The following is a 24715-nucleotide window of genomic DNA, read 5'->3' on the forward strand; positions in this document are numbered from 1 at the left end:
TATCGGCGAAAGATTGGCACCAAATTTGCAGCAGCCCAAGCTACGGCTACAGTCAAAGGATAGAGGGGACAAGCTTATGAAACGACTTTGGTTCAACGGAAATGTAGTCACGATGGATGGGCAGATGACCCGCTGCCGGGCACTCGGTGTTCAGGACGACAAAATCATCTTTCTGGGCGATACCGACGAGGCGCTGAAGCAGTCCTGGGACGAAAAGCGGGATCTGAAGGGGGCCATGATGCTGCCCGGCTTCAACGACACCCACATGCACCTGCTCTACTACGCCATGTTCCAGAAAAACGTGGCTCTGTTTGGCGTGCCGTCCATCGAGGAGATCGTGGCCCGGTGCAAGACGCGGATTGAGCAGAACCACCCGGACTACCTGCTGGGCATGGGCTGGAATCAGGAGAGCATGGCGGAAGGGCGGATGCCCAACCGGGCGGACATGGACCGCATTTCCACCGAGATCCCGGTGTGTCTGCTGCGGGCCTGCGCCCACATCGCCAGCTGCAACGGCGTGATGCTGGACCGCATTCGTGCCCTGGATGGGGTGGACCCGGAGACCCTCAGCCACGTGGACTTTGAGAACGGCCTGCTGCGGGAGGACGCCATGCGTCTGTACATGGAGGTGCTGCCCAAGGCGGATGACGCCTACGTGCGGGAGCTGATGAAGATCGGCCAGAAGGATCTGAACGCCGCCGGCATCACCTGCGTCCACTCCGACGACCTGAAGGTCATCGCCGGCGTGGACCCCATCCACCTTGTGGAGCTGCTCCGGCAGATGGACAAGGACGGGGAGCTGACCGTGCGTCTCTACGAACAGTGCCTGGTGGATCAGGAGGACTTCGGCCGCCTGCTGGCGGTGCGCAGCGACCCGGCGGACCGGACCAGCCTGTTCCGCACCGGACCCCGGAAGCTGCTTCAGGACGGCTCCCTGGGCGCTAAGTCCGCCGAGATGATCGACGGCTATGTGGACGACCGGGACAACCACGGCATTCCCGCCTACACAGAGGAGGAGCTCTTCCAGCGGATCAAAGCCGCCCACGACCAGCACATGGACGTGGCGGTCCACACCATCGGCGACCTGGCCCTCCAGAAGGTGTGCCGGGCCGTGGAGCGGGCGGAGCAGGCCAACCCCTGGCCGGGCCACCGCCATGGCATCGTCCACGCCCAGACCACTTCCCCCGCCCTGCTGGAGTGGATGAAGCGTCTGGGGCTCCAGGCCTACATCCAGCCCATCTTCATCGACGCGGACATGAACATCATCGAAGAGCGGGTGGGCGCGGCCCACGCAAAGGACTGCTACAACTGGAAGGCCATGGAGGACCTGGGGATCCGGGTCAGCGGCGGCTCCGACTGCCCGGTGGAGCCATTCGACATCCTGGACAATATGCGGGCAGCCATCACCCGCCAGAACCGTTCCGGCACCAGGACCTACCTGCCGGACCAGGCCCTCAGCGTGGAACAGGCCATCCGCCTGTTCACTTCCGACGCCGCCTGGGCCAGCCGGGACGAGGCCGTCCGGGGCACCCTGGAGCCCGGCAAGCTGGCCGACCTGGTGGTGCTGGAGCGGGACCTGTTTGAGACCGACCCCAAGGATTTTCCCAAGGTGCGCATTCTGGAGACGGTGCTCAACGGCCGGACGGTCTACCGCAATGCGGAGGCCTGAGGCAAGAAGAAGGAGGAAACGAGAATGAAGAAGAGAAATTTTGCAAGGGATACCATCATTGTGGGCCTGGCGCTGTTTGCCACCATGTTCGGCGCCGGCAACCTGATTTTCCCGCCCCAGATCGGCCTGTTCAGCGGCACCCAGTGGGTGCTGGGCGCCCTGGGCCTGCTGTTCGGCGGCATCATCCTGCCGGTGCTGGCCCTCTGGGCCGTCAACAATGTAGGCGAGGATGCCAAGGATCTGATGCGGCACGTATCCCCCTGGTGCTATAACCTCTACTACCTGATCGGCTGCTCCCTGATCGCCATGGGTTCCACCCTGCCCAGGAGCGCCGCCACCACCCATGAGATGGCCATTCAGCCCCTCTTCCCCAACGTGCCCATCTGGATCACCGTGGTGGTGTTCTTCGCCCTGGTGTACTTTTTCGCCTGCGACCCCAACTCCGTCATCGACAAGCTGGGCAAGTACATGACCCCCATCCTGGTGGTGCTGCTGGCCATCGTGCTCATCAAGGGCGTGATCAGCCCTGTGGGCCAGCCCATTGACACCGGCATCGGCAACCCCTTCGGCACCGCCATCCTCACCGCCTACAACACCGGCGACCTGACCGTGGGCATCCTCTTTGCCAGCGTCATCCTGCTGGATCTGCGCCGCCGGGGCTACGACGGCAAGGCCTGCAAGCGGGGCGGCTTCCTGGCCGGCATCGTCTGCATCGTGGTACTCTTCGCCGTCTACGGCACCCTGACCTATATCGGCGCCTGCGCCAGCGCCACCTATCCCCAGGACACCGCCCAGACCGCCCTGCTCTCCGGCATCATCCGGGAGATCATGGGCACCGCCGGTATGGCCTGCCTGGGCTGCGCGGTGGCTCTGGCCTGCCTGACCACCGCCGTGGGCATCGGCACCACCGCCGTGGGCTTCTTCTACGAATTCTTCAAGCAGAAGGTGCCCTACAAGGTCCTGATGCTCATCGCCTGCCTCATCGGCGTGTTCATGGGCATCACCGGCGTGCAGAACATCGTCAACTACGTCACCCCCCTGTTCCTGGTCATCTACCCCTCCACCATCGTCATGACCGTTCTGGGCCTGCTCAACAACTTCCTGCCCAACGACGGCCCCTACAAGGGCGGCGTGCTGATGGCCGCGGTGGTGAGCCTGGGCGACGCGGTGCTCAGCGTGAACCCCAACATCGGCTGGCTGCAGGACCTGATGTCCTGGTTCCCCCTCTCCGGCATGGGCTTCTCCTGGCTGGTGCCCGCCATCATCGGCGCGGTAGTGGGTACCATGATCTGCCGGGGCCGCCCCAAGTATCAGCCCCTTGCCGCCACGGAAGAGACCGCTCAGTCCTGACAACAAATCATTTTCCTGTTGAAACCCCTGAGCCGTCCCAGGATGGCTCAGGGGTTCCTTTCTCTTGACAATATCGAGGGACGATATTATAATATCCGCAGACGATATCGTGTCTCGATATCAGGAGGTGAGGAAGATGGGACGCAAGACCCTGGAGCTGCTGACGGAATCCATGTTCTATGTGCTGATGTCCCTGCTGAAGGAGGACCGGTGCGGCACCGAGATGGCCGACTGGGTGCAGACACGTACCAGGGGCCGGGTACGGCTGGGCCCCGGCACCCTGTATACCATTCTGGCCAAGTTTCAGGAGGAGGCCCTGATCCGGGAGACAGCGGTGGCCGGCCGGCGGCGGACCTACGCCCTGACGGAGGAGGGCCGCAGGCGCTACCTGGAGGAGGTGGCCCGGCTGCGGGCCTGTCTGGACGACGCGGAGGAGGAAATGCCATGAGAGATACGGTGCGGAAATGGATGCGGGTGGACCCCATCGACATGGAGCACTTTGAGGGCTGGCTGGAGGACATGGCCCGAAAAGGGCTGTTTTTTGAACGGACCTGGGCCATGGGTACCGTCTTCCGCCGGGGGGAACCCGCCCCGGTCCGATACCGGCTGGACCCCGCCGGGAATCTGTGGACCCGGGAAAACCGGGACTACTGCAAATCCCTGGGCTGGGAATACGCGGGCAGCCTGGGAAAATACTTCGACCTGTATGTCAACCGGGACCCGGAGGCCCCGGAGCTCCACACCGACCCGGTGGTGCAGAGCTACGCCCTGGAGCAGGTGGCAAAGCGGGCCAGGCGGACCTGTATTCTGCTGACCGCCCTGACCCTGGCGATGCTGGTCCTCATCTTCCTGCCCTTTTTCCTGCTGTCCGCCCCCATCCTCTACCAGCTGGTGGAAAACCCCGTCGGCGGCAGTCTGCTCTATCTGATCCTGGATATTCTGTCCACAAGTATGACGATCCGATCTTACAGGGCCTTCTTCCGGCTGCGCAGACGGCTGGAGGAGGGAGAGCCGCCCCGGCGGGACGGAAGCTGGAAAACCGCTGCCCGTTGGCAGCGGGCGGTGAGCTGGATTCTCCTGCCGCTGTGCATCCTTTACCTGGGCGCTCTGGCGGTCACCACCTCCCGCTCCTGGGAGGGGCAGCTGGAGGGGCTGAACAAGCCTGTCCCCTCCCTCTCCCTGGCGGAGCTGGAGAGCGATCCGGAACTGGAGCCTCTGGTGGACGGCCGTTGGGAGGACGGACAGGATCGAAACAATTATGTCAACTTCACATGCACCCTGGTGGCCCCGGAGCAGTATGAGATCACCCAGTGGCTTACCGACGGCGGGGACTATGAGCCCCGGCTCACCATCAACTGGTACCGGCTGTCTCTCCCCTTCCTGGCCGCTCCCCTGCTGAAGGAGCTGGTGTATCAGTACACCCAGTACAACTACTTCCCGGAGGAGTACCAGGTGGAGGAGGTCACCCTCCCCGGCTTTGACCGGGCGGTGCTGGCCACCGACACCCAGTGGCCCGGCCAGCGGCTTTTCCTCCGGAAGGGCAGCGTGGTGGTCTATCTGTCCTACTCCGGCAATCAGGATCTGACCAGCCGCCCGGAACTACTGGAAGAACTTGTGGCATCCCGCAATTAGAACGTATGTTTGACTTTCAGGCGGAAGCGTGATATCCTGAATGCAAAGGGGGCGATGGGATGGAGCGGGTCATCCTCCACTGCGATCTGAACAGCTTTTACGCCTCGGTGGAGCTGCTGGACCACCCGGAGCTGCGGGACAAACCGGTGGCGGTATGCGGCGACCCGGAGAGCCGCCACGGCATCATTCTGGCCAAAAACGAGCCCGCGAAGGCCTTCAAGGTCCAGACCGCTGAGACCATCTGGCAGGCCAGGCGGAAATGCCCCGACCTGATCCTCCTCCCCGCCCACCATGGCAAGTACCGGGAATACTCCAAAAAGGTCAACGCCGTTTACGAGCGGTACACCGACCTGGTGGAGCCCTTCTCCATCGACGAGAGCTGGCTGGACGTGACGGGCACCCTCCACCTGTTCCACACCGACGGCAAGGGGCTGGCCGACCAGATCCGCCGGGCGGTGCGGGAGGAGCTGGGGCTGACGGTATCGGTGGGCGTGTCCTTCAACAAGGTCTTTGCCAAAATGGGCAGCGACTACAAAAAGCCGGACGCCACCACCGTCATCACCCGGGACAATTATCAGCAGCTGCTGTGGCCCCTGCCGGTAACCGACCTTTTGTTCGTGGGCCGGGCGGCGGCCCGGGTGCTGGCGGGCTACGGCGTGCGCACCATCGGGGACCTGGCCCGGTTTGACCGGGAGGTTTTGGGGGAGATCCTGGGCAAAGGGGGCTACACCCTCCACGACTATGCCACCGGGGCGGAGCACAGCCCGGTGATCCCCGCCCGGGACATGCCGGGGCCCAAGTCGGTGGGCAACGGCCTCACCTTCCCCCGGAACCTGGTGGGGTGGGCGGAGCTGCGCACCGCCCTGTCCGAGCTGGCCGACGAGGTGGCCGCTCGGCTGCGCAAGCACGCCCTCAAGTGTACCACGGTCCAGGTCACCATCCGGGACCCCAATTTCAAGGATATCTGCCGCCAGACGCGGCTGACCGCCCCCACCTACGTCTCAAGGGACCTGGTGGAGGCGGCCATGGCGCTGGTTCATGCGGCGTGGAACGAAAAGGCCCCGGTGCGGGCCCTCACCATCACCGCGCAGAATCTGGTGGAGGAGGGGGACGCAGGGGAGCAGATCAATCTGTTCGCCGCTGACGCGGCGCCCAGGCGGGACAAGCTGGAAAAGCTGGAAAAAGCCATGGACGGCATCCGGGACAAATACGGCCGGGAGGCCATCTCCTCCGCCTCCAACCTCCGGCGGGGAGACCGGCGGCCTATCCCGCCCGGGCCGCCGGAGGAGGTCAGGCCGTCAGACTGAGGGCACCGCCCAAAAGGCGCTGCTCCACTGGGTTTGGGTGCCTTCAAACCAGGTGTATTCCACCGTCACGGCCAGCAGCAGATTTTCACCCTCCCAGCCTCTGTTCTCTACATCCTCCCGGTTCAGGGGAAAGCCGAACGCGGAACGTACATGCTCCACCTCGTTGTCGCTGCTGCTGCCCCCCACAACGGCCTGATCCAGAACCGTACCGTCCCCATCCAGCAGGTATAGGGTAGTTTCGGCGGACTGGAAGGGCGTGGAGAGGTCATTGATGGTAAGAATCGCGTCCATGGGCAGGGTGGGCAGATCACCCCTGGTCACGATGGAACCGAATTCCGAAGGACCGCCCTCATAGACCGGAAGAATGGTACCATCGGAGACCATCAGCGGCTCCTCCAACACCTGATCTTCCCGGACGGACGGCACCAGCAGGCGGAAGGCATAGGTGGCGGAGCGGCTGGTAAATCCTTCTTTCCAGGTGTAGGTAAGGACCACGCCCCGTTCCTCCGTGCCGGTTCCGGCGGAATCCTCCCGGGGGTGGAGGCCGATGGTGTATGTCATAGAACCATTGAGCCCTTCCACCCACTGCCCGTCCCGGAGCAGATAGTCCGTATAGGCCCCCTTCCGGGGCTGGGGCTGACCAAAGACAGACAGGCTCACATTGTGAACCCAGAGGTAATCATCGGTGAACAGCGGTGCGTCCGCCAGCAGTTCCGCCGGATCAGGGGGCGTGTCGCCGTCCCAGTGGGCGGCGGTGAGTTCCGCCTCACGACTGTCGATGGACAGGGTGATGGCAGGCGGAGACTGGGGCAGGCCCGCCCCGCCGGTAGAATCCGCAGCCAGCCACAGGCCTATACCTCCGGCAGCAATGACCAGCACCGCCGCCGCGATGACGGCGGGCTTGCGGTAGGCCAGGGCCCCCTTCACCCGGCGGGACACGTCGTGCTCCCCAAAGGCGGCGGGCAGGCGGCTGGTCTCAGGGGCGGCCAGGGCCAGCAGAGCCCGGGCGTAGCCGGTGCGCTCCCCCTCGGGCAGCTGACCCAGCACCCCCTCGTCACAGGAGGCCTCCAGGTCCCGGCAGAACAGCTGCCAGGCCAGCCACAGCACCGGGTTGAACCAGTGGACCGCCGCCGCCAGGAAAAACAGGGGCTTCCAGAGGAAATCCCCCCGGCGCAGGTGGAGCCGCTCATGGGCCAGCACATAGCTCCGGTTTGGCTCCGCCAGATCTTTGGGCAGATAGATTCTGGGCGGAAAGAAGCCCAGCACAAATGGCGGACCGGGCCGGTCGCTCTCAAACACGCCGGTGGCTGCCTGCACCGCCGTCTCCATCCGCTTTTTCAGCTTCCGGTGGGTGTACAGCCACCATCCCCACAGGAGGGCCACTCCCGCCAGCCACAAAAGGGCCAGCGGCAGCATAGGGGAAAGCCGGGGCTCCGGGACCTCTGCGGGCTCCAGGGTGGTGATCTCCACCGCCGCATCCTCCGGCAGAGGCTCCTCCGGGGAGATGGCCGGAACACCCACTGTGCCCGGCTGCTGAACCGGCTCCTGGGTCTCCTGCACCTGAGCCATAGGAGGCAGCGCCTCCTCCACCAAGGCGGCAGCACTCCAGGGGCTGGTGAAGCTGACAGGGCACACCATGCGGAAGAGCACCACCGCCCACAGCAGCAGACGCACAAAGGCAGGGGCTTTCAGCTTCACCAGCACCCACCGCAGGGCGATGACCACCAGGGCGGTGAGGGCGGCGATGAGGCTCATGTCCCCTACTGCCATCAGCAGCTCAGTCATGGTGCTCCTCGCTTTCGTCAATGAGCCGCCGCAAGGTCTCCGCCTCCTGATGGGACAGCTTTTTCCCGCTGAGGAAGGCGGCCACAAAGTTGGGCAACGAGCCGCCGAAGGACTTTTCCACCGCCGCCTCACTCTCCCGGCGGAGAACCTGCTCCCGCCCTACCAGAGCGGTGACGGTGGCGTTCTCATTTTTCAGGATGCCCCGCTCCCCCAGCTTGCGCACCAGGTTGAAGGTGGTGGACTTCTTCCACCCCAGCTTCTCCTGGCACAGCCTGGACAGGGCGGTGGAGTTGATGGGCTGGTGCTCCCACACCAGATCCATCAGCCGGTACTCCGCGTCGAACAGTCTGAGATCTTCCATATACAGACCCCCAGTTGGTTTGTCTTGATAAACCTCTTTTCCAAGGCTAGTTTATCAGAACAAACCTCTTGTGTCAAGGCAGAAAAACGGCGCACAGCATTTGCTGTGCGCCGTTTTTCTGTTCTCTTTTACTGTTCGCTCATCAGCAGGTACATAACCGCTTTCTGCGCGTGGAGCCGGTTCTCCGCCTCGTCAAAGATCTCGTCGGCGTGGGCTTCGAACACGTCGGCAGTGATCTCCTCGCCCCGGTGGGCGGGCAGGCAGTGCTGGACCATGCAGCCGGAGTTGGTGAGGGCCATCAGGTCGCTGTTGATCTGATAGACGCCCTCAAATACGGCCCGGCGCTTCTGAGCCTCGCTCTCCTGGCCCATGGAAGCCCACACGTCGGTGAACATGGCGTCGGCGCCCACGGCAGCCTCCTTGGGGTCCCGGCACAGGGTGAACTTGCCGCCGCAGTTCTTGGCGAACTCCAGCACCTGGGGATCGGGATCATAGCCCTCGGGGCAGGCCACGGACACCTCCATGCCCACCTTCAGGCCGCCCACAATGAGGGAGTTGGTCATATTGTTGCCGTCGCCGATGTAGCACATCTTCAGGCCCTCCAGCCGGGACTTGTGCTCCCGGATGGTCATGAGATCGGCCAGCACCTGGCAGGGATGGCAGAAGTCGGTCAGGCCGTTGATGACGGGGATGGAGGCGTACTTGGCCAGGGTCTCCACCTCGTCCTGGCCGAAGGTGCGGATCATGATGCCGTCGCAGTAGCGGCTGAGCACCCGGGCGGTGTCCTCGATGGGCTCGCCCCGGCCGATCTGGCTCTCCTTACCGGAGAGGAACAGGGCGTGGCCGCCCAGCTGGAACATGCCGGTCTCGAAGGAGACCCGGGTGCGGGTGGAGTTCTTCTCAAAGATCATGGCGAGAGTCTTGCCCTCCAGGTAGTGGTGGGTCAGGCCGTGCTTCTGGTTGTACTTCATCTGGTCGGCAGTGTCCAGAATCTTTGTAATATCAGCGGGGGTCAGGTCCAGCAGCTTGAGCAGATCTTTTTTCATTTCATTCACCTCATATCAGATTAAGCCAGAATTTGTTCCATGATCGCCAGGCCCTTGTCGATCTCGGCCATGGTGATGGTCAGCGGCGGCAGCAGCCGCAGGGCAGATCCGGCGGTAAGCACCAGCAGCCCGTGTTCGATCAGCCGGGTGGCCAGTACCTTGTTGCTCTCCTCGCCCTTTACTTCCACACCGATCATCAGGCCCAGGCCCCGGGTCTCCCCCAGGCTGGACAGGCCCATGCGCTCGATGCGGGCCCGGATGTACTTGCCCTTCTGTGTCACGGCGGCCAGAGCATCCTCATCCAGGGTATCCAGCACAACCTGGGCAGCTGCGGCGCAGATGGGGTTGCCGCCGAAGGTGGCCGCGTGGGTGCCGGGGCCCAGCACGTTCCGGCAGCGCTCGTTCACCAGGAAGCCGCCCATGGGCAGCCCCCCGGCAATACCTTTGGCGAAGGACACACCGTCGGGTATGATGCCGTACTGCTGGAAGGCAAACAGGGTGCCGGTGCGGCCCACGCCGGTCTGCACCTCGTCCACCAGAAGCAGCCAGTCCCGCTCGGCACACAGCACCGCCAGGTCGTGGACGTACTCCGGATCCATGGGGTAGACGCCCCCCTCCCCCTGGACCAGCTCCAGCATGACGGCGCACACATCGTGGCCCGCCACCTCCTGGACGGCGTCGATACTGCCCGCCTCGGCGTACCGGAAACCGTCGGTGAAGGGGAAGAAATAGTTGTGGAACACCTCCTGACCGGTGGCGGTCAGGGTGGTAATGGTACGGCCGTGGAAGGAGTTCTTCAGGGTGATGATGGTGCCTCTCCCCTTGCCGTACTTGTCAAAAGAATATTTACGGGCCATCTTGATGACGCCCTCATTGGCCTCGGCGCCGGAATTGCCGAAGAAGACCGCCGCCATGCCGGTACGCTCACACAGCTTCTTGGCCAGCTGGGCATAGGGCTGGGAGTAGAACAGGTTGGAAATGTGACCCAGCTTCTTCGCCTGCTCGGTGATGGCCGCCACCCACTTCTCGTTGCCGTAGCCGATGGAGTTCACCCCGATGCCGGAGGAGAAGTCAATATACTCCTTCCCCGCCAGGTCGTACAGGGTGGCGCCCTTGCCGTGATCGATGTCCACATCGAAGCGGCCGTAGGTCTGCATGGTATACTGGTGGTCCAGCTCTACCAGTTCTTTGTGATCCATGGTCTGTCTCCCTCCTTACAGCAGCATGGTGCCGATGCCCTCGTCGCTGAGCAGCTCGATGAGGATGGAGTGCTGGATGCGGCCGTCCAGAATGACCGCGTCCTTCACCCCGGAGCGTACCGCCTCCACGCAGCAGTCCACCTTGGGGATCATGCCGCCCTTGATGACCCCGTCCTTTACCAGGCCGGGCACCTGGGACAGCTTCACTACCGGCAGCAGGGTATTTTCGTCCTTGGGGTCCATCATCAGGCCCCGCACGTCGGTGAGCAGAATCAGCTTTTCCGCCTTCAGCGCCATGGACAGCTTGGCGGCGGCAGTGTCGGCGTTGATGTTGTAGGCCGTCTCGCCGTCGACCCCCTGGGCCACGGTGGACACCACGGGGATATAGCCGTTCTCCAGGCAATCCTCCACCGCCTGGGGGGCCACGGCGGTGATCTCACCCACCAGGCCGTACTTTTCGTCCAGCTTCTTGGCCTGGAACAGGCCGGCGTCCATACCGCACAGGCCGATGGCTTTACCGCCCAGACGGTTCAGGGTGGCCACCAGGTTCTTGTTCACCTTGCCGCACAGCACCTGCTGGACAATATCCATGGTCTCCTGGTCGGTGTAGCGCAGGCCGTCCACAAACTTGGATTCCTTGCCGATCTTGTTCAGCATCTCGGTGATCTCCGGCCCGCCGCCGTGGACCACCACCACCCGGATCCCCACCAGGTGGAGCAGGATGATGTCGGAGATGACCGCCTGGCGCAGGGCGTCGGAGATCATGGCGTTGCCGCCGTACTTCACCACCACGGTCTTGCCGTTGTACTTCTGGATATAGGGCAGGGCCTCGGCCAGCACCTGAGCCCGCTCCACATGGGAATAGGACATATTTCGCACCTCTTACGTCCGGTAATCGCCGTTGATCTTCACATAGTCATAGGTCAGGTCGCAGCCCCAGCAGGTGGCCTCATGTTCGCCCTCGTGGAGATCCACCTCAATGATGACTTCATCCTGGGACAGGATGCTCTTGGCGGCCTCCTCGTCAAAGTCCACGCCGGCCCCCTGCTGGCACACCAGGATCTCACCCACGGCGGAGGCGAACTTCACATCCACGAACTCGGGACGGAAGGGGGCCTTGGAATAGCCCATGGCACACAGCACCCGGCCCCAGTTGGCGTCGGAGCCGAACATGGCGGCCTTTACCAGGGAGGAACCCACCACCGCCTTGGCCAGGCGCTCGGCGCTCTCCTCGCTGCGGGCGTCCTTCACGGTGCAGGTAATCAGCTTGCTGGCACCCTCGCCGTCGGCGGCGATGTTCCGGGCCAGCTGCTCAAACACGTAGTAAAGGGTCTTATAGAACACCGTGTAGTTGTCGTCCTTCCACTCGATGAGTTCGTTGCCCGCCATGGAGTTGGCCAGCACCACGCACATATCGTTGGTGGAGGTATCCCCGTCGATGGTCACCCGGTTGAACGTACGGGGGACGATCTCATGGAGGGCGTCGGTGAGCATCTCATGGGTAATGGCGCAGTCGGTGGTGACGAAGCACAGCATGGTGCCCATATTGGGGTGGATCATGCCGGAACCCTTGGCGATGGCGCCGATGGTCACCGTCTTGCCGCCGATGGAGCAGGTCACCGACAGCTCCTTCTTCACGGTATCAGTGGTCATGATGGCGTTGGCCGCGGCATCGGAGCCGTCTTTGGACAGGGCGGCGGCGGCGGCGGGCAGGCCCTTGGCGATGGCGTCGATATTCAGTTCCTGGCCGATGACGCCGGTGGAGGCCACCACGAAGTCGCTGGCCTTCAGGCCGGTGACCTGGGCCGCCAGTTGGCACATCTCTTCGGCGTGCTCATGGCTGTTGGGGGCGCAGGCGTTGGCGTTGCCCGAGTTGGCCACGATGGCCTGGGCCTCCCCGTTCTCCAGATGGTCCATGGTCACATACAGAGGGGCGGCCTTCACCCGGTTCATGGTGTATACCGCCGCCGCCACGCAGGGCTGCTCGGACACGATGAGGGCCAGATCCTTCTTGCCCTCCAGCACCTCGGGCATCTTGCTCATGGGAGGCTGATTGCCGTCCCCCTTGCCCTTCTTCACGCCGCAGTGGACGCCGGAAGCCGTAAATCCTTTCGGTGCGGTCACGCCGCCGGGGATCTGTTTCATAGTAAGTTCTCCTTCCATGGGGGCGGTTCAATCCGTCCGTCAATCACAGCGCCAGGCCGCGGGTCTCTTCAAAGCCCAGCATCAGGTTCATGTTCTGTACCGCCGCGCCGGAGGCTCCCTTGCCCAGGTTGTCGAAGCGGGCGGTGATGATGCTCTGTCCCTCGTGGCCGCTGACGGTGAGCTCCAGCCGGTCGGTGCCCGCCAGGGCGTTGGCCGCCAGATAGGCCGGCTCCTCCGTGTAGGGGGTCACCGAGATCAGCGGCTGCCCGGCGTAGTAGGCCATCAGGATCAGGCTCAGCTCCCGGGCGGTGGGCTGACCCACCAGATAGCGGTTGTGGAGATAGATGGTGGTGGCCATGCCCTTGTAGTAGTCATCCACCACCGGGGTGAACACCGGCGGGTTGTCCAGGCCGGCGATCTTCTGCATTTCGGGCAGATGCTTGTGCTTCAGGGTGGTCCCGTACACTCTCGGACTGTAAAGTTCCTCTCCTTTATCGTCACTCTCATATTGGGCGATCATCTTCTTGCCGCCGCCGGAGTAGCCGGTGAGGGAGCAGCAGGTCAGGGGGTAGTCCTTGGGGAGCACCCGCATGGACACCAGGGGAGCCGCCGAGGCCAGAAACCCGGTGGCGTGGCAGCCGGGATTGGCCACAAAGCGAGCTGTTCCAATGGTTTCCGCCGGATTCTTATACAACTCCGGAAAGCCGTACACCCAGCCCGGCGCGGTGCGGTGGGCGGTGGACGCGTCGATCACCCGGGTGTGGGAGTTCTCAATGAGGCCCACCGCCTCCACCGCCGCGGCGTCCGGCAGGCAGAGGAACACCAGGTCGGCGGCGTTGATAAGCTTCTTTCTTTCTGTCAAGTCTTTTCGCTTGTCAGGATCGATAACCAGCAGTTCGATATCGTCCCGGCCCGCCAGCCGCTCATGGATCTGGAGGCCGGTGGTGCCCTCCTGGCCGTCGATAAATACCCTGGGCTTACTCATGCTCCCTCGCCTCCACGAAAGCCCGGATACTGGCGATCTGCTGCTCCACGGCCTCCTTGGCCGGGCCGCCGTAGACCTTCCGGCCGTTGACGCAGGTCTTGAGCTCCAGGGCCTGGTACACGTCGGCGTCAAACAGGTTGGAGATGGAGCGGAAGTCCTTCAGAGGCAGAGTGTCCAGCGTCTCCCCCGCCTTGATGCACATATTTACCAGCCGGCCCACGATCATGTAGGCCTCCCGGAAGGGCATTCCCTTCTTGGTCAGGTAATCGGCGCAGTCGGTGGCGTTGATGAAGCCGCCGGAGGCGGCGGTGCGCATATTCTTGGGCAGGACGGTGAGGGTGTCCAGCATGGCGGTAAACACCGGCAGGCACATCTCCACGGTGTCGATGGTGTCAAAGACGCACTCCTTGTCCTCCTGCATATCCTTGTTGTAGGCCAGAGGCAGGGCCTTCATGACGGTGAGCAGGGTCATCAGGGAGCCGTACACCCGGCCGGTCTTGCCCCGCACCAGCTCGGCCACATCGGGGTTCTTCTTCTGGGGCATGATGGAGGAGCCGGTGGAGTAGGCGTCGTCCAGCTCCACGTACTTGAACTCCCAGGAGCACCAGAGGATGATCTCCTCGGAGAACCGGGACAGGTGCATCATCAGGATGGAGCAGGCGGACAGGAATTCAATGGCAAAGTCCCGGTCGGACACGGAGTCCATGGAGTTGTCAGTGGGCTTTTTGAAGCCCAGGGCGGCGGCGGTCTGGAACCGGTCCACCGGGTAGGTGGAGGTGGCCAGGGCGCCGGCGCCCAGGGGGCACTCGTCCATCCGCTCCAGGCAATCCTCCAGCCGGGTCACGTCCCGGCGGAGCATATTGGCGTAGGCCATCATGTAGTGGGCAAAGGTGGTGGGCTGGGCCCGCTGCATATGGGTATAGCCCGGCATGACGGTCTCCAGGTTGGCCTCCGCCTTCTTGATGAGCACCTTCTCCAGGTCCAGCACCATGCTGATGATCTTGGGGATCTCCCCCTTCACATAGAGCCGGAAATCCACCGCCACCTGGTCGTTCCGGCTGCGGGCGGTGTGGAGCCGCTTGCCCGTGTCGCCGATGCGCTGGGTGAGCATGGTCTCGATGTTCATGTGGATGTCCTCGTTCTCCATGGAGAACTCCACCTGCCCGGCCTCAATGTCGGCCAGGATGGCCTTCAGACCCTCAATGATCTTCTCCGCCTCGTGCGCCTCGATGATGCCCTGCTTGCCCAGCATGGCGGCGTGGGCGATGGAGCCGGCGATGTCCTCTCGATACATCCGGGCGTCAAAGGTGATGGAGGAGTTGAAGTCGTTTACCAGGGTATCGGTCTCTTTCTGGAACCGTCCGGCCCATAGTTTCATAGTCAATCGCTCCCTATCTGGATTGCGGGCGACCGCAGGTCGCCCCTACGGTAATGGTAGGGTCAGCCTGCGGCCGCCCGCAGAAAATTTCAATTACTTGTTCAGCTTGCCCTGGTCCCGCAGCGCCAGCACGGTGTCCGGCAGACCCCACAGGTTGATGAAGCCGGTGGCGTCGTTCTGGTTGTAGTCGCTCTCCTGGAAGGTGACGATGTCCTCGGAGTAGAGGGTGTCGGGAGAGGTGACGCCGGAGGTGATGATGTTGCCCTTGTAGAGCTTCAGCTTCACGGTGCCGGTGACGTGCTTCTGGGTCTCGGTGGCGAAGGCGGTGAGGGCCTCCCGCAGGGGGGTGAACCACTTGCCGTTGTACACCAGGTCGGCGAAGTCCACCGCCAGCTTGCTCTTCATATGGGCGGTGTCCTTGTCGATGGTGATCATCTCCAGCACCTGGTGGGCCCGGTACAGGATGGTGCCGCCGGGGGTCTCGTACACGCCCCGGTCCTTCATGCCGGTCATCCGGTTCTCCACGATGTCCAGCAGGCCGATGCCGTTCTTGCCGCCCAGGTCGTTGAGCTTGCGGATGATGTCGGAGGCCTTCATCTTCTCGCCGTCGATGGCCACGGGCCAGCCCTTCTCAAAGTCGATGGTCACATAGGTGGCCTCGTCGGGGGCCATAGCGGGGGACACGCCCATCTCCAGGAAGCCGGGCTTGTCGTACTGGGGCTCGCTGGCGGGATCCTCCAGGTCCAGGCCCTCGTGGCTCAGGTGCCACAGGTTCTTGTCCTTGGAGTAGTTGGTCTCCCGGGAGATCTTCAGAGGCACGTTGTGGGCCTCGGCATAGTCGATCTCCTCGTCCCGGCTCTTGATGTCCCACTCACGCCAGGGGGCGATGATCTTCATCTCGGGGGCAAACCGCTTGATGGCCAGCTCAAACCGGATCTGGTCGTTGCCCTTGCCGGTGCAGCCGTGGCAGATGGCGTCGGCCCCCTCGGCCTTGGCGATCTCCACCAGCCGCTTGGCGATGATGGGCCGGGCAAAGGCGGTGCCCAGCAGGTAGTCCTCGTACTTGGCGCCCATCTGCATGGAGGGGATGATCACCTCATCCACCATCTCGTCCACCAGATCCTCCACGTACAGCTTGGAGGCGCCGGTCTTGATGGCCTTCTCCTCCAGGCCCTCCAGCTCGTCGGCCTGGCCCACGTTGCCGGAGACGGCGATGATCTCGGGGTTGTTGTAGTTCTCCTTCAGCCAGGGGATGATGATGGATGTATCCAGACCGCCGGAATAGGCGAGCACTACTTTCTTGATGTCAGCCATGGTAAAAACCTCCGTTTGTTCTTGTTGGTGCTAGTGTAGCACAGTATCCCCAAAAATGCAAGGGGGTAATTCGCATAAATATGCGAGTTGCCCCCTATTTCTCTGGTGCACATTTCCGATAATATGCATAATATACGTCTATCTATGAATATTCATGGTTTCTGCGGCGGAGCAGCCACACCCCTGCGGCCGCCAGGGCCGCCAGGCTGAGCCACTGGGAGGTGGAGAAGGGGCCGAACAGCCCCCGGGCCGGGTCCCCCCGGAAAAATTCCAGCAGAAAGCGGACGGGAGCATAGGCCAGCAGATAGGCCACCAGCAGCAGGCGGCGGTCCTTTCCCCGCCCGGCATACCGCAGCAGAAAGAGGAAAATGAGCGCCTCCGCCCCGCTCTCCCACAGCTGCACCGGCAGCAGGGACACCCCGCTGGGTCCGGCTATGGCGTGGGAAAAGGCGATCCCCCAGGGCGGCGGCGCCTCCACGCCGTAGCAGCAGCCGGCGCAGAAGCAGCCCACCCGGCCGAAGGCGTGGAACAGGGGGATGGCGGGGACCAGGACGGGGAAAAAATCGCTGAGCTCCAGGGAAAACCAGCGGGCGGTGAGCACCGCCGCCGCCAAAGCCCCCAGGACGCCGCCGTAGTACACCATGCCGCCGGCCAGGTAGGTCTGAGCAAACAGCCCCGCCTGTCCCGTCCACAGCATGGGCAAGTCGGCCATCATCTGAGGCAGCCGGGGCAGCAGGTAGAGCAACTTGGCCCCCGCCAGGGCGCCCAGGGCGGAAAACACATAGAGGTAGACGCCGTCATCCCGGCTCAGGCCGAAGCGGGGGCAGCCCAGCAGCACCAGCAGCAACCCCGCCAGAAAGCCCAGAACGCCCAGCAGGCCGTAGGCGGACAGCGTATGGCCCAGAATGGTCACATAGGGCAGCACCCACACCCCTCCTCACACAAAATGCCGCGGCGCACCCCTCCGGGCCGCCGCGGCACTTCACTTTTCCTCAGAAACTCATGCCGATCGCGCCAATGGTAGCCACGCAGGCCAGGGCCAGGACGAACATCAGCACGCCCGCGATCACGGAGATCAGGCTCATGACAAAGCCGGCGGTGCGCATGGAGCCCTCAAACCCCTGCTGCTTGGCCTTCCCGGCCAGCACCAGGCCGATGATACCCAGGATCAGGCCGATCAGGCCATTGATGAAAAAGGTAAATACCAGGCCCACGATACCCAGCACCATACTGGCGGTAGCCAGGCTCTTTCCGTTGTCTTGTGTCATAACAGCAACTCCCTTCTCCCATAAACGTCAAAATATTTCCAACCGGGAATTAACTTGCCTCTTGCATTATACGACACACTTCGCCCTCCGTCAAGCCGCACGCCTCATACATGGAAGCGCTTCCTGGCCTCCTCCCGCAGGGAGGGTACCCGGCGGACAATGATCAGGGGGATCACCAGTCCCACGCAGATGGTGAGCACCACCAAAGACCAGGAGGGGTCCCAGGCTCCGTAAAGCCACTGGTCGATCAGATACTCCACTCCGAACAGGAATACGCCCAGACTGCCGATGAGGATGGTAAGGGAGGTAATAACCGACCGGCGGTACACCCGGAGCACCAGGCCCAGCAGCAGCAGGATAGCGCCGCCCCACAGGATGATGGGCGCGGCCAGGCCCCAGAACCACTGCTGGCCTTTCAGATCCAGCGCGATCAGGTAGACATACAGTCCCACCGCGGCCACATCCACCAGCAGGCGCAGCAGCAGGTGCATTCCCCGGGCCAGCAGGGGCGGTACCAGCCAGAGCCACAGCATGGCCGCCGCACCGATCACGTACAGGGACCACCCCCGCTCCGCACGCAGAAAGAGATTCAGAATGCCACAGCACACCGCCACACTGGCCAGCATGGCAGTAACCAGCAGGGCCAGCTCCTGCTTGGAGGCGGGGGCCACCTCTCCAGGCTGGGTGGGAAAAGGCCTGGGTGAGGTGGTATCCGGCGGCTGGACCGGGTCCAGCACCGGGGTATGGCAGAGGGGGCAGAAGGTGGCCGTGGCGTCTAATTCCACCCCGCAGTGGACACAATATGGCATAAAAACGTCCCCTCTTTTCTTATTCCGTCCGGTTGCTCTCCACCTTCACCGCGATGCCGTCCCGCACCAGGAAGCGGAAAAAGTCCCGCTCGGTGTCGGTCTCCTTCAGCGTACCGGCAAAGGTGATCTCCATGATGTCCCCGTAGCTGATGGAGGCACAGTGAACCCGGGGATTGGTGGCCTGGCCCAGGATGACCTCCATACGTTGGATATGGGGCGCCATCTCGGGCGGCACCGTGAAGGCCCCCGGATTGGTGTAGGTTCCCGAATAGGGCCGCACTCCGGCGATGCGGTAGCCCAGGGCCATCACCGGATTCTTTATCACAATGGGCACGATCTGGAGCAGGCGGTTCTTGGTAAAGCGCACATTGCCCGTCAGCTCCGCCTGCATCTTCTGGCGGTTGATGTTCAGCCGGAGTATATGATGGACCTGGCTGAGCACCTCTTCAAAGGTATATTCCCCCAGGGAGGGATCAATGACCGGCCGGGCGGTGAGAATGAAATTGCGCAGGGTCTCCGAAGGGAACCATGCCCGCAGGTTGATGGGAATGGCCAGGGCCACCGGCAGTTCCCTGCGCGGGGCCTCCCGGTGCTGCTTGTCCAAAATCACCTTCATCAGCACCGCCGTCAGGTACTCGGTGATGGACACGCCGTAGCTTTTGGCCTTCTGCTTCAGCTGGAGCACCGAGCAGAAGCCCATGGTCACATGGAAGGTATAAAAGGGCTCCGGCGTACCGGTGTTCTGGTAGGCCTTGCCCGGGTTCTTGGCCCGGCGGCCCTTGCCCTTGGCGTACTTTCCATAGGCATCCTCCAGCTCTTCCCGCCGGGGCGGGGCATCCACATCCAGCACCCCGCAGGTGTTGGGGATCTCATAGCCCAGCTCCCGGAGATAGACCGCCAGCAGGGTCTTGAACAGCACCAGGGCCCCGCCGCCGTCACTGATGGCGTGGAACACTTCCAGCGAGATCCGGTGCTCATAGCAGTAAAACCGCACCAGCCAGCCGTTGTCCTCCCGGAACCGCACCGGCTGACAGGGGTTGGAGATGTCCTCCTTCACAAAGGGGCCGGGGGCGTCATTGGGCTCAAAATAGTACCAGAAGGCCCCCGGCTTGATGCGCACCCGGAAGGTGGGAAACCGGGGCATGGTCTTGTCCACCGCCCGCTGGAGGACCTGCCGGTCTACCGGCCGGTCCATGACGGCGGAAAAGCGGTAGATGGCGGAGTAGGTCTCCTTCTGCAGGGCGGAGTAGAGCACGCCCGCGTTGTCCAGGCGGTACCACTCCGAAGCGCCCGCTTTCTCAGGCATGACATCCCCTCCTTTAAAGCATAGCATACCACATTCCCCACCCTGTCACAAGGGGAAGTGAGGCGGGTCCCGCCGCCGCTTCCCTTTTCCCCGGGGTTATGGTATAATGCTGTATCACACCCCTACTTCCAGGAAGGAGAACACCCATGGACCAGGACAAGATCCACATCAAGCTTCAGGGCCGCATCCAAAAGCAGCAGGCCGCCGCTGAGAACCAGCGGCTGGACCCCTTCCTGCGGGCCCTCCGGGCCATCCACAGCGCCGCCACTCCGGAGACCATGAACCTGGAGGATCTGGAGAAGCAGCGCAAGGGCCAGCAGCTGCTGGGCCGTCTGGTGGCCCCCATGGCCGGCATGAGCTGGGAGCCCTTCGAGCTGGAGGAGATGCCCTGCGCCTGGGTGCGCCCCCACCGGGGCCACGACCGGCGGCGGGCCATTCTCTACTGCCACGGGGGCGGCTACACCAGCGGCAACCTGGGCTACTCACGCATCCTGGCTTCCAAGCTGTCCAACGTCACCGGCTGGCAGGTGCTCTCCTTTGAGTACCGGCTGGCCCCCGAACACCCCTACCCCGCCGCCGTGGAGGACGCCATGAAGGCCTGGGACTACCTGATGTACCAGGGTTACGGCGCCCGGGACGTGGTGGTGGCCGGGGATTCCGCCGGCGGCAACCTGGCTCTGGTGCTCACCCACCTCCTGAAAAAGGCCGGGCGGCGGCTGCCCCGGGCCCTGATCCTCCTCTCCCCCTGGACGGACATGACCGCCAGCGGCAAGTCCTATCAGGAGCGGGAGGATATCGACCCGGTGCTCACCCTCAACTATATCTACGCCGTGCGGGACGCCTACGCCAGAGGCCGGGACTTGTCCGACCCCTGCCTGTCCCCCCTGTTCGGCGACTTCACCGACTTTCCCCCCACTCTGATCCAGGCGGGCACCAACGAGATCCTGCTGTCCGACTCCATCCGCCTGCGGGACCGGCTGATCCAGGCCGCTGTCCCCTGCCGGCTGGAGGTCTGGACCGACCTGTGGCACGTGTTCCAGATGTTCCCCATGAAAAAGGCCAACGAGGCCATGGAGAGCATCGGTCGCTTCCTGCTGGAGACCCTGTAAGAGGGGAACGACAACGGGTATTCAGCACAAAAGGCTGAATACCCGTTTTTTGTACGCCGATGACACAGAGAGTACAAATCTCTGCTGTATCCTGAGGACGAAGGGAGGGAACCGCCATGAACAACCGCATCCTGATCGTGGAGGACGAGGCCAAGCTGCGGGAGGTGCTGTGCGACTATTTCCTCAGCAAGGGGGACCTGCCCGCAGAGGCCGCCGACGGTGCCCGGGCCCTCTCCATGCTGGAGGAGAGAGAATTTGACGCGGTGCTGCTGGACATCATGATGCCGGAGCTGGACGGGCTAACCGTGTGCCGGGCGGTGCGCCGCACCAACGACGTGCCCATCATTTTCCTCACCGCCCTGTCTGACGAGGAAGACAAGCTGCTGGGCTACGAGCTGGGGGCGGACGACTATGTGACAAAACCCTTCACCATGTCCGTCCTCTACGCCAAGACCGCGGCTCTCATCAAGCGCAACCAGCGGAACGTACTGGCCGGGGACCGGCTGGAGGGCGGCGGCGTCACCATGGACCTGTCTGCCAGAAAGGTATTCGCCGGTCGGCGGGAGGTGGTCCTGACCCCCAAGGAGTTTGCCCTGCTGCGCTGCCTGATGCAGAACAAGAACTTGGTGATGAGCCGGGAGCAGCTGCTGGTGAAGTGCTGGGGCTACGACTACGAGGGTGAGGCCCGGGCGGTGGATACCCACATCAAGCGGCTGCGGGAGAAGCTGGGGGACTACGCCTCCTGCATCAAAACCGTCATCAAGGCCGGATACAAACTGGAGGGGTGAATATGAAAGGGAGATACGGTCCCCGCTCCGTCACCATGGTCACCCTTCTGCTGGCCGGACTGGCCCTGATTCTCTGGGGCGTGGGGATGTACTGCCTCACCGCCGTGACGGCGGAATATGCCGCAAACCGGTATCTGAACGACTATGAAGACCTGGCGTCCACCGCGATGGACCGGCATATCACATCCTGGTACGGAGAGACGGACCTTCCATATGCCAACTACCAGGAAAGCCATCTCTGGGAGGCTGTGGCTTCCAGCTACATCAATACGGGCCAGCCGGCCGGTCCCCCCGGCTCCAATGGATTTTTGGCCCGGCCAGACAGCAGGGATGCCTGTGCCGCCACCGCCGTCTATGACGCCCAGGGGGACCTGATGGAGTGCAGCTGGAAGGATTTTTTCTACTTTGAATATCTGACGGAAGCGCAGTGGGCTGACCGGGAGGAGCGCTCTATGAACAACGCCCGGGCCTTCTTTGACCGGGACCTGCTCACCGACGCCGGGCGGGAGCTGGTCAGCCAGGGGTACCTCCACGCCCACGGAGCCGCCCTGCGGCTCACCGGCACCTTTGACGGGGTGGAGTTTATACCCGTTCAGATCGACTTCATCGACGGCGACAGCTTTTACAAGGCTCTCTGGTCCCAGGATGGCGGCTCCTATACGGTCTCCGGCGTGGTGCAGGACCACGATCTGGCCTGGACCACTTTGTATGAAAACCCTGGCGCCGTCCCCTCCGGCACAGAGCTGGTCACCCTTTATTCCGACTGGTTCGACGTCTGCTATACCCCCACCTCCCCCGCCTTTTCCTACAACGGCAGCAGCTATGACAATGTGGCGGAGCTGACCGCCCGGCTGGGGCCGGAGCTGGCTGACGGCTACCAGCAGCTGAGCCGCTATGAGGGTCTGAACCTGCTCATCATCAGCGTCAGCTACTGTCAGCAATTCGAGGGAGAAACTTACTTTTCTCCCTATTACCACGGTCCCAACGCCTATCAGGATGGGGCCCCGGAGATGGACTTCTATCTGGTCAGCGCGGTGTACTGTTCCCCCTGGTGCACCGCTTTTGGGGAGCTGCGTAACGTCTACATCCTCACCTTCCTGCTGGCCGCTGTTCTGGTTCTGATCGTCCGCTCCGCCATCAAGCGCAGGCTGATCCGCCCTGTTCAGCAGTTGAGTGAGGTCATGGCAGACACAGACGGCCGGCCCGAAGCGGACCGCCGGGCCTGGCGGGAGGCCCGGCTTCTGGAGCAGCACGCGGCAGACTGGTCGGACACCCTGCGGATGCGGAAAAACGAGATGGCCCGGCTGAACACCGCCCTGGAGTACGCCAGAACGGCGGAGGAGAACCGCCGCCAGATGACCTCCAGCATCGCCCACGAGCTGAAGACCCCCCTGGCGGTGATCCACAGCTACGCCGAGGGGCTGAAGGAACACATCGCGGAGGACAAGCGGGACAAGTATGTCTCCGTTATCCTGGCAGAGACGGAGCGTACCGACGGCATCGTGCTGGAGATGCTGGACCTGTCCCGACTGGAGGCGGGCAAGGTAAAACTGGCCCGGGACGACTTCTCCCTGGCCGCCCTCACCCGGTCCATCTTCAACAAGCTGGACCGGGCCATCCAGGCCAAGGAGCTGAAGCTGTTCTTCTCCCTCCCGGAGGAATTCCACGTCACGGCGGACGAGAGCCGCATTGCTCAGGTCATCGAAAACTTTGCCACCAACGCCGTCAAGTACACCCCCATCGGCGGGTCCATCACGGTGACCATCCGTCGGTGGCAGGGCAGGACCTCCCTGTTTGTGGAAAACGAGAGTTCTCCCCTCTCCCCCGAGGCCCTGGACAAGGTGTGGGACACCTTCTACCGGGCGGACGAATCCCGCTCCGGCGAGGGCACCGGCCTGGGCCTGGCCATCGCCAAAAGCATCATCGAGCTCCACGGCGGCAGCTGCGGGGTGCGCAACACCGCACACGGCGTGGAATTCAGCTTTACCATCTGAGTGCAGAAAACAGCCCGGATAGATCTGTCCGGGCTGTTTTTCGTCTTTACGGGGTATCCTTTCTGCGGCCGCTGACCGAGGTGAGGTCCACCCGCCACACTGAAACGGCGGGCAGGTACTTTTCGATGACCTCCTCCACCCGCCCCGGGCAGTCAGGGGTATACTTTTCGCAGATGGCCCTTAAACCCCGGCGCATTTCCTCTGGGTCGGTGACCTCAACCGCCCGGCCACGGGCCACGGCGCAGGTGAACAGGGTGGTGTACTCCGCCTGCACCACCTGCTGCCCCCCCACCGCGGTGATGCACACCGCCGGATGGGCCCGCAGGCAGTCCAGCTTCTCCCCCCGTCTGGCACAGTGGAAATAGACGCACTCCCCCACCCGCACCCCGTTGAGGGGCAGGCAGTAGGGCTCCCCCAACCGGTCGGTCATGGCCAGCACCATATATTCGCATTCGTCCAGGGCTTTCAGGCCCTCTTCCCGATTTTCGTCCCGCTTCACAGTGCTCCCTCCTTTGCTATCACCATCATACGGGATACCGCCCCAAGCCGCAAGAAAAATTTTTCGTTTTCCTATTGACATATGAACAATCGTGCATATAATAACATTTGAACAATGGTTCATATGTTTACGAAAGGAAGTGCAGCCATGTCGGAGCCCAAGGATGTGAAACGCTGTGACTATATGCACGTGCATGAGGATATCGTGGCCCTGGTCAACCACAATATGCCCGATGAGGAGGTCCTGTACGACCTGGCGGAGCTGTTCAAGATCTTCGGCGATTCCACCCGCATCAAGATCCTGTATGTCCTGTTTGAGTCGGAGATGTGCGTATGTGACATCGCCCATCTGCTGGGCATGACCCAGTCGGCCATCTCTCACCAGCTGCGCTCCCTGAAGCAGTGCCGCCTGGTGAAGGCCCGCCGGGACGGCAAGACTGTGTTTTATTCTCTGGCCGACGGCCATGTGCGTACCATCCTGAACCAGGGCATGGAGCACGTGGCGGAGCTGCTGCCCCTGCATATTTTATAAGGAGGAGAGCGAACCATGAAGAAGCGTTTTAAGCTGGTCAACCTGGACTGCGCCAACTGCGCCGCCAAGATGGAAGACGCCATCAAGAAGCTGGACGGGGTAAACGACGCCACCGTCAGTTTTATGACCCAGAAGCTCACCCTGGACGCTGAGGACGCCCGGTTTGAGGAGATCCTCCAGCAGGCGGTCAAGGTCTGCAAGAAGGTGGAGCCTGACTGCACCGTGGTGCTGTAAGACCTT

At 62.9% G+C, this 24715-nt stretch carries 24 protein-coding genes; 10 read left to right on the top strand and 14 right to left on the bottom strand.

What is annotated here, in order from left to right; genetic code table 11:
• Positions 1-76 precede the first annotated feature (76 nt).
• From E0E41_RS03430 to dinB, 5 genes are all read left to right on the top strand, one after another.
• On the top strand, positions 77-1669 hold the full coding sequence (locus tag E0E41_RS03430; protein WP_130868732.1) for an amidohydrolase: 1593 nt from the start codon (positions 77-79) through the stop codon (positions 1667-1669).
• Between the two features lie 24 nt (positions 1670-1693).
• On the top strand, positions 1694-3019 hold the full coding sequence (locus E0E41_RS03435) for a branched-chain amino acid transport system II carrier protein (RefSeq protein WP_130868733.1): 1326 nt from the start codon (positions 1694-1696) through the stop codon (positions 3017-3019).
• Between the two features lie 136 nt (positions 3020-3155).
• Positions 3156-3467 carry a PadR family transcriptional regulator gene (locus E0E41_RS03440; protein WP_130868734.1) on the top strand — a complete coding sequence of 104 codons (312 nt, stop codon included), beginning with the start codon at positions 3156-3158 and terminating at the stop codon, positions 3465-3467.
• Positions 3464-4651, top strand: coding sequence for a DUF2812 domain-containing protein (locus E0E41_RS03445; protein WP_130868735.1), 1188 nt, complete (start codon positions 3464-3466; stop codon positions 4649-4651). Before E0E41_RS03440 ends, E0E41_RS03445 begins: the two co-directional genes overlap by 4 nt.
• A 59-nt stretch (positions 4652-4710) precedes the next feature.
• Complete coding sequence (gene dinB / locus E0E41_RS03450; RefSeq protein WP_130868736.1) at positions 4711-5958, top strand: DNA polymerase IV; 1248 nt, start codon at positions 4711-4713, stop codon at positions 5956-5958.
• On the opposite strand, the gene E0E41_RS03455 is transcribed toward dinB, so the two are convergent.
• From E0E41_RS03455 to E0E41_RS03515, 13 genes are all read right to left on the bottom strand, one after another.
• Positions 5950-7743, bottom strand: a complete 1794-nt coding sequence (locus E0E41_RS03455) for a M56 family metallopeptidase (RefSeq protein WP_130868737.1) — start codon at positions 7741-7743, stop codon at positions 5950-5952. The genes dinB and E0E41_RS03455 overlap by 9 nt on opposite strands.
• Positions 7736-8104 (bottom strand): BlaI/MecI/CopY family transcriptional regulator, encoded by a 369-nt coding sequence (locus tag E0E41_RS03460; RefSeq protein ID WP_130868738.1) that lies wholly within the window; start codon positions 8102-8104, stop codon positions 7736-7738. Before E0E41_RS03460 ends, E0E41_RS03455 begins: the two co-directional genes overlap by 8 nt.
• A gap of 128 nt (positions 8105-8232) precedes the next feature.
• Entirely contained in the window at positions 8233-9150 is a 918-nt protein-coding gene (argF, locus tag E0E41_RS03465; protein WP_130868739.1) for an ornithine carbamoyltransferase, read from the bottom strand.
• Positions 9151-9170: 20 nt separating this feature from the next.
• Complete coding sequence (locus tag E0E41_RS03470; RefSeq protein WP_130868740.1) at positions 9171-10349, bottom strand: aspartate aminotransferase family protein; 1179 nt, start codon at positions 10347-10349, stop codon at positions 9171-9173.
• Positions 10350-10364: 15 nt separating this feature from the next.
• Positions 10365-11219 carry an acetylglutamate kinase gene (argB, locus tag E0E41_RS03475; RefSeq protein ID WP_130868741.1) on the bottom strand — a complete coding sequence of 285 codons (855 nt, stop codon included), beginning with the start codon at positions 11217-11219 and terminating at the stop codon, positions 10365-10367.
• Positions 11220-11231: 12 nt separating this feature from the next.
• Positions 11232-12494, bottom strand: a complete 1263-nt coding sequence (gene argJ, locus E0E41_RS03480) for a bifunctional glutamate N-acetyltransferase/amino-acid acetyltransferase ArgJ (RefSeq protein WP_130868742.1) — start codon at positions 12492-12494, stop codon at positions 11232-11234.
• A gap of 43 nt (positions 12495-12537) precedes the next feature.
• On the bottom strand, positions 12538-13479 hold the full coding sequence (argC, locus tag E0E41_RS03485; RefSeq protein WP_130868743.1) for an N-acetyl-gamma-glutamyl-phosphate reductase: 942 nt from the start codon (positions 13477-13479) through the stop codon (positions 12538-12540).
• Positions 13472-14857, bottom strand: a complete 1386-nt coding sequence (gene argH, locus E0E41_RS03490) for an argininosuccinate lyase (RefSeq protein ID WP_130868744.1) — start codon at positions 14855-14857, stop codon at positions 13472-13474. The genes argC and argH overlap by 8 nt, the downstream gene beginning before the upstream one ends.
• Positions 14858-14950: 93 nt before the next feature.
• Positions 14951-16171, bottom strand: a complete 1221-nt coding sequence (locus E0E41_RS03495; RefSeq protein WP_130868745.1) for an argininosuccinate synthase — start codon at positions 16169-16171, stop codon at positions 14951-14953.
• A 142-nt stretch (positions 16172-16313) separates the two neighbouring features.
• Positions 16314-17096, bottom strand: a complete 783-nt coding sequence (locus E0E41_RS03500; RefSeq protein ID WP_130868746.1) for a prolipoprotein diacylglyceryl transferase — start codon at positions 17094-17096, stop codon at positions 16314-16316.
• 67 nt (positions 17097-17163) lie between these two features.
• Positions 17164-17439, bottom strand: coding sequence for a hypothetical protein (locus E0E41_RS03505; RefSeq protein WP_130868747.1), 276 nt, complete (start codon positions 17437-17439; stop codon positions 17164-17166).
• Between the two features lie 104 nt (positions 17440-17543).
• Complete coding sequence (locus tag E0E41_RS03510) at positions 17544-18248, bottom strand: DUF6320 domain-containing protein (RefSeq protein ID WP_130868748.1); 705 nt, start codon at positions 18246-18248, stop codon at positions 17544-17546.
• Between the two features lie 19 nt (positions 18249-18267).
• Positions 18268-19554: a hypothetical protein gene (locus tag E0E41_RS03515; RefSeq protein ID WP_130868749.1), complete on the bottom strand. Its 1287-nt coding sequence runs from the start codon at positions 19552-19554 to the stop codon at positions 18268-18270.
• Between the two features lie 146 nt (positions 19555-19700).
• On the opposite strand from E0E41_RS03515, the gene E0E41_RS03520 reads away from it, so the two are divergent.
• The 3 genes from E0E41_RS03520 (at position 19701) to E0E41_RS03530 (ending at position 23445) form a co-directional block, all read left to right on the top strand.
• On the top strand, positions 19701-20663 hold the full coding sequence (locus E0E41_RS03520) for an alpha/beta hydrolase (protein ID WP_130868750.1): 963 nt from the start codon (positions 19701-19703) through the stop codon (positions 20661-20663).
• Between the two features lie 116 nt (positions 20664-20779).
• Entirely contained in the window at positions 20780-21451 is a 672-nt protein-coding gene (locus E0E41_RS03525) for a response regulator transcription factor (RefSeq protein WP_130868751.1), read from the top strand.
• A 2-nt stretch (positions 21452-21453) separates the two neighbouring features.
• Positions 21454-23445: a sensor histidine kinase gene (locus E0E41_RS03530; protein ID WP_130868752.1), complete on the top strand. Its 1992-nt coding sequence runs from the start codon at positions 21454-21456 to the stop codon at positions 23443-23445.
• Between the two features lie 46 nt (positions 23446-23491).
• Here the strand turns inward: E0E41_RS03530 and E0E41_RS03535 are convergent, their stop codons facing one another.
• Positions 23492-23944: a pyridoxamine 5'-phosphate oxidase family protein gene (locus tag E0E41_RS03535; RefSeq protein ID WP_130868753.1), complete on the bottom strand. Its 453-nt coding sequence runs from the start codon at positions 23942-23944 to the stop codon at positions 23492-23494.
• A gap of 147 nt (positions 23945-24091) precedes the next feature.
• On the opposite strand from E0E41_RS03535, the gene E0E41_RS03540 reads away from it, so the two are divergent.
• The gene (locus tag E0E41_RS03540; RefSeq protein WP_130868754.1) at positions 24092-24475 is read left to right on the top strand and encodes an ArsR/SmtB family transcription factor; all 384 of its coding nucleotides are present in this window, start codon (positions 24092-24094) and stop codon (positions 24473-24475) included.
• A 15-nt stretch (positions 24476-24490) separates the two neighbouring features.
• Positions 24491-24709, top strand: a complete 219-nt coding sequence (locus E0E41_RS03545; RefSeq protein ID WP_130868755.1) for a cation transporter — start codon at positions 24491-24493, stop codon at positions 24707-24709.
• Positions 24710-24715 lie beyond the last annotated feature (6 nt).

The organism is Intestinimonas massiliensis (ex Afouda et al. 2020) (assembly GCF_900626285.1).
GTDB classification, from domain to species: Bacteria; Bacillota; Clostridia; order Oscillospirales; family Oscillospiraceae; genus Flavonifractor; species Flavonifractor massiliensis_A.

Bases quoted from the DNA above. Each gene is read 5' to 3' on its own strand.
- E0E41_RS03430 (WP_130868732.1), top strand. From the start codon at position 77: ATGAAACGACTTTGGTTCAACGGAAATGTAGTCACGATGGATGGGCAG.
- E0E41_RS03435 (WP_130868733.1), top strand. From the start codon at position 1,694: ATGAAGAAGAGAAATTTTGCAAGGGATACCATCATTGTGGGCCTGGCG.
- E0E41_RS03440 (WP_130868734.1), top strand. From the start codon at position 3,156: ATGGGACGCAAGACCCTGGAGCTGCTGACGGAATCCATGTTCTATGTG.
- E0E41_RS03445 (WP_130868735.1), top strand. From the start codon at position 3,464: ATGAGAGATACGGTGCGGAAATGGATGCGGGTGGACCCCATCGACATG.
- dinB (WP_130868736.1), top strand. From the start codon at position 4,711: ATGGAGCGGGTCATCCTCCACTGCGATCTGAACAGCTTTTACGCCTCG.
- E0E41_RS03455 (WP_130868737.1), bottom strand. From the start codon at position 7,743: ATGACTGAGCTGCTGATGGCAGTAGGGGACATGAGCCTCATCGCCGCC.
- E0E41_RS03460 (WP_130868738.1), bottom strand. From the start codon at position 8,104: ATGGAAGATCTCAGACTGTTCGACGCGGAGTACCGGCTGATGGATCTG.
- argF (WP_130868739.1), bottom strand. From the start codon at position 9,150: ATGAAAAAAGATCTGCTCAAGCTGCTGGACCTGACCCCCGCTGATATT.
- E0E41_RS03470 (WP_130868740.1), bottom strand. From the start codon at position 10,349: ATGGATCACAAAGAACTGGTAGAGCTGGACCACCAGTATACCATGCAG.
- argB (WP_130868741.1), bottom strand. From the start codon at position 11,219: ATGTCCTATTCCCATGTGGAGCGGGCTCAGGTGCTGGCCGAGGCCCTG.
- argJ (WP_130868742.1), bottom strand. From the start codon at position 12,494: ATGAAACAGATCCCCGGCGGCGTGACCGCACCGAAAGGATTTACGGCT.
- argC (WP_130868743.1), bottom strand. From the start codon at position 13,479: ATGAGTAAGCCCAGGGTATTTATCGACGGCCAGGAGGGCACCACCGGC.
- argH (WP_130868744.1), bottom strand. From the start codon at position 14,857: ATGAAACTATGGGCCGGACGGTTCCAGAAAGAGACCGATACCCTGGTA.
- E0E41_RS03495 (WP_130868745.1), bottom strand. From the start codon at position 16,171: ATGGCTGACATCAAGAAAGTAGTGCTCGCCTATTCCGGCGGTCTGGAT.
- E0E41_RS03505 (WP_130868747.1), bottom strand. From the start codon at position 17,439: ATGACACAAGACAACGGAAAGAGCCTGGCTACCGCCAGTATGGTGCTG.
- E0E41_RS03510 (WP_130868748.1), bottom strand. From the start codon at position 18,248: ATGCCATATTGTGTCCACTGCGGGGTGGAATTAGACGCCACGGCCACC.
- E0E41_RS03515 (WP_130868749.1), bottom strand. From the start codon at position 19,554: ATGCCTGAGAAAGCGGGCGCTTCGGAGTGGTACCGCCTGGACAACGCG.
- E0E41_RS03520 (WP_130868750.1), top strand. From the start codon at position 19,701: ATGGACCAGGACAAGATCCACATCAAGCTTCAGGGCCGCATCCAAAAG.
- E0E41_RS03525 (WP_130868751.1), top strand. From the start codon at position 20,780: ATGAACAACCGCATCCTGATCGTGGAGGACGAGGCCAAGCTGCGGGAG.
- E0E41_RS03530 (WP_130868752.1), top strand. From the start codon at position 21,454: ATGAAAGGGAGATACGGTCCCCGCTCCGTCACCATGGTCACCCTTCTG.
- E0E41_RS03540 (WP_130868754.1), top strand. From the start codon at position 24,092: ATGTCGGAGCCCAAGGATGTGAAACGCTGTGACTATATGCACGTGCAT.
- E0E41_RS03545 (WP_130868755.1), top strand. From the start codon at position 24,491: ATGAAGAAGCGTTTTAAGCTGGTCAACCTGGACTGCGCCAACTGCGCC.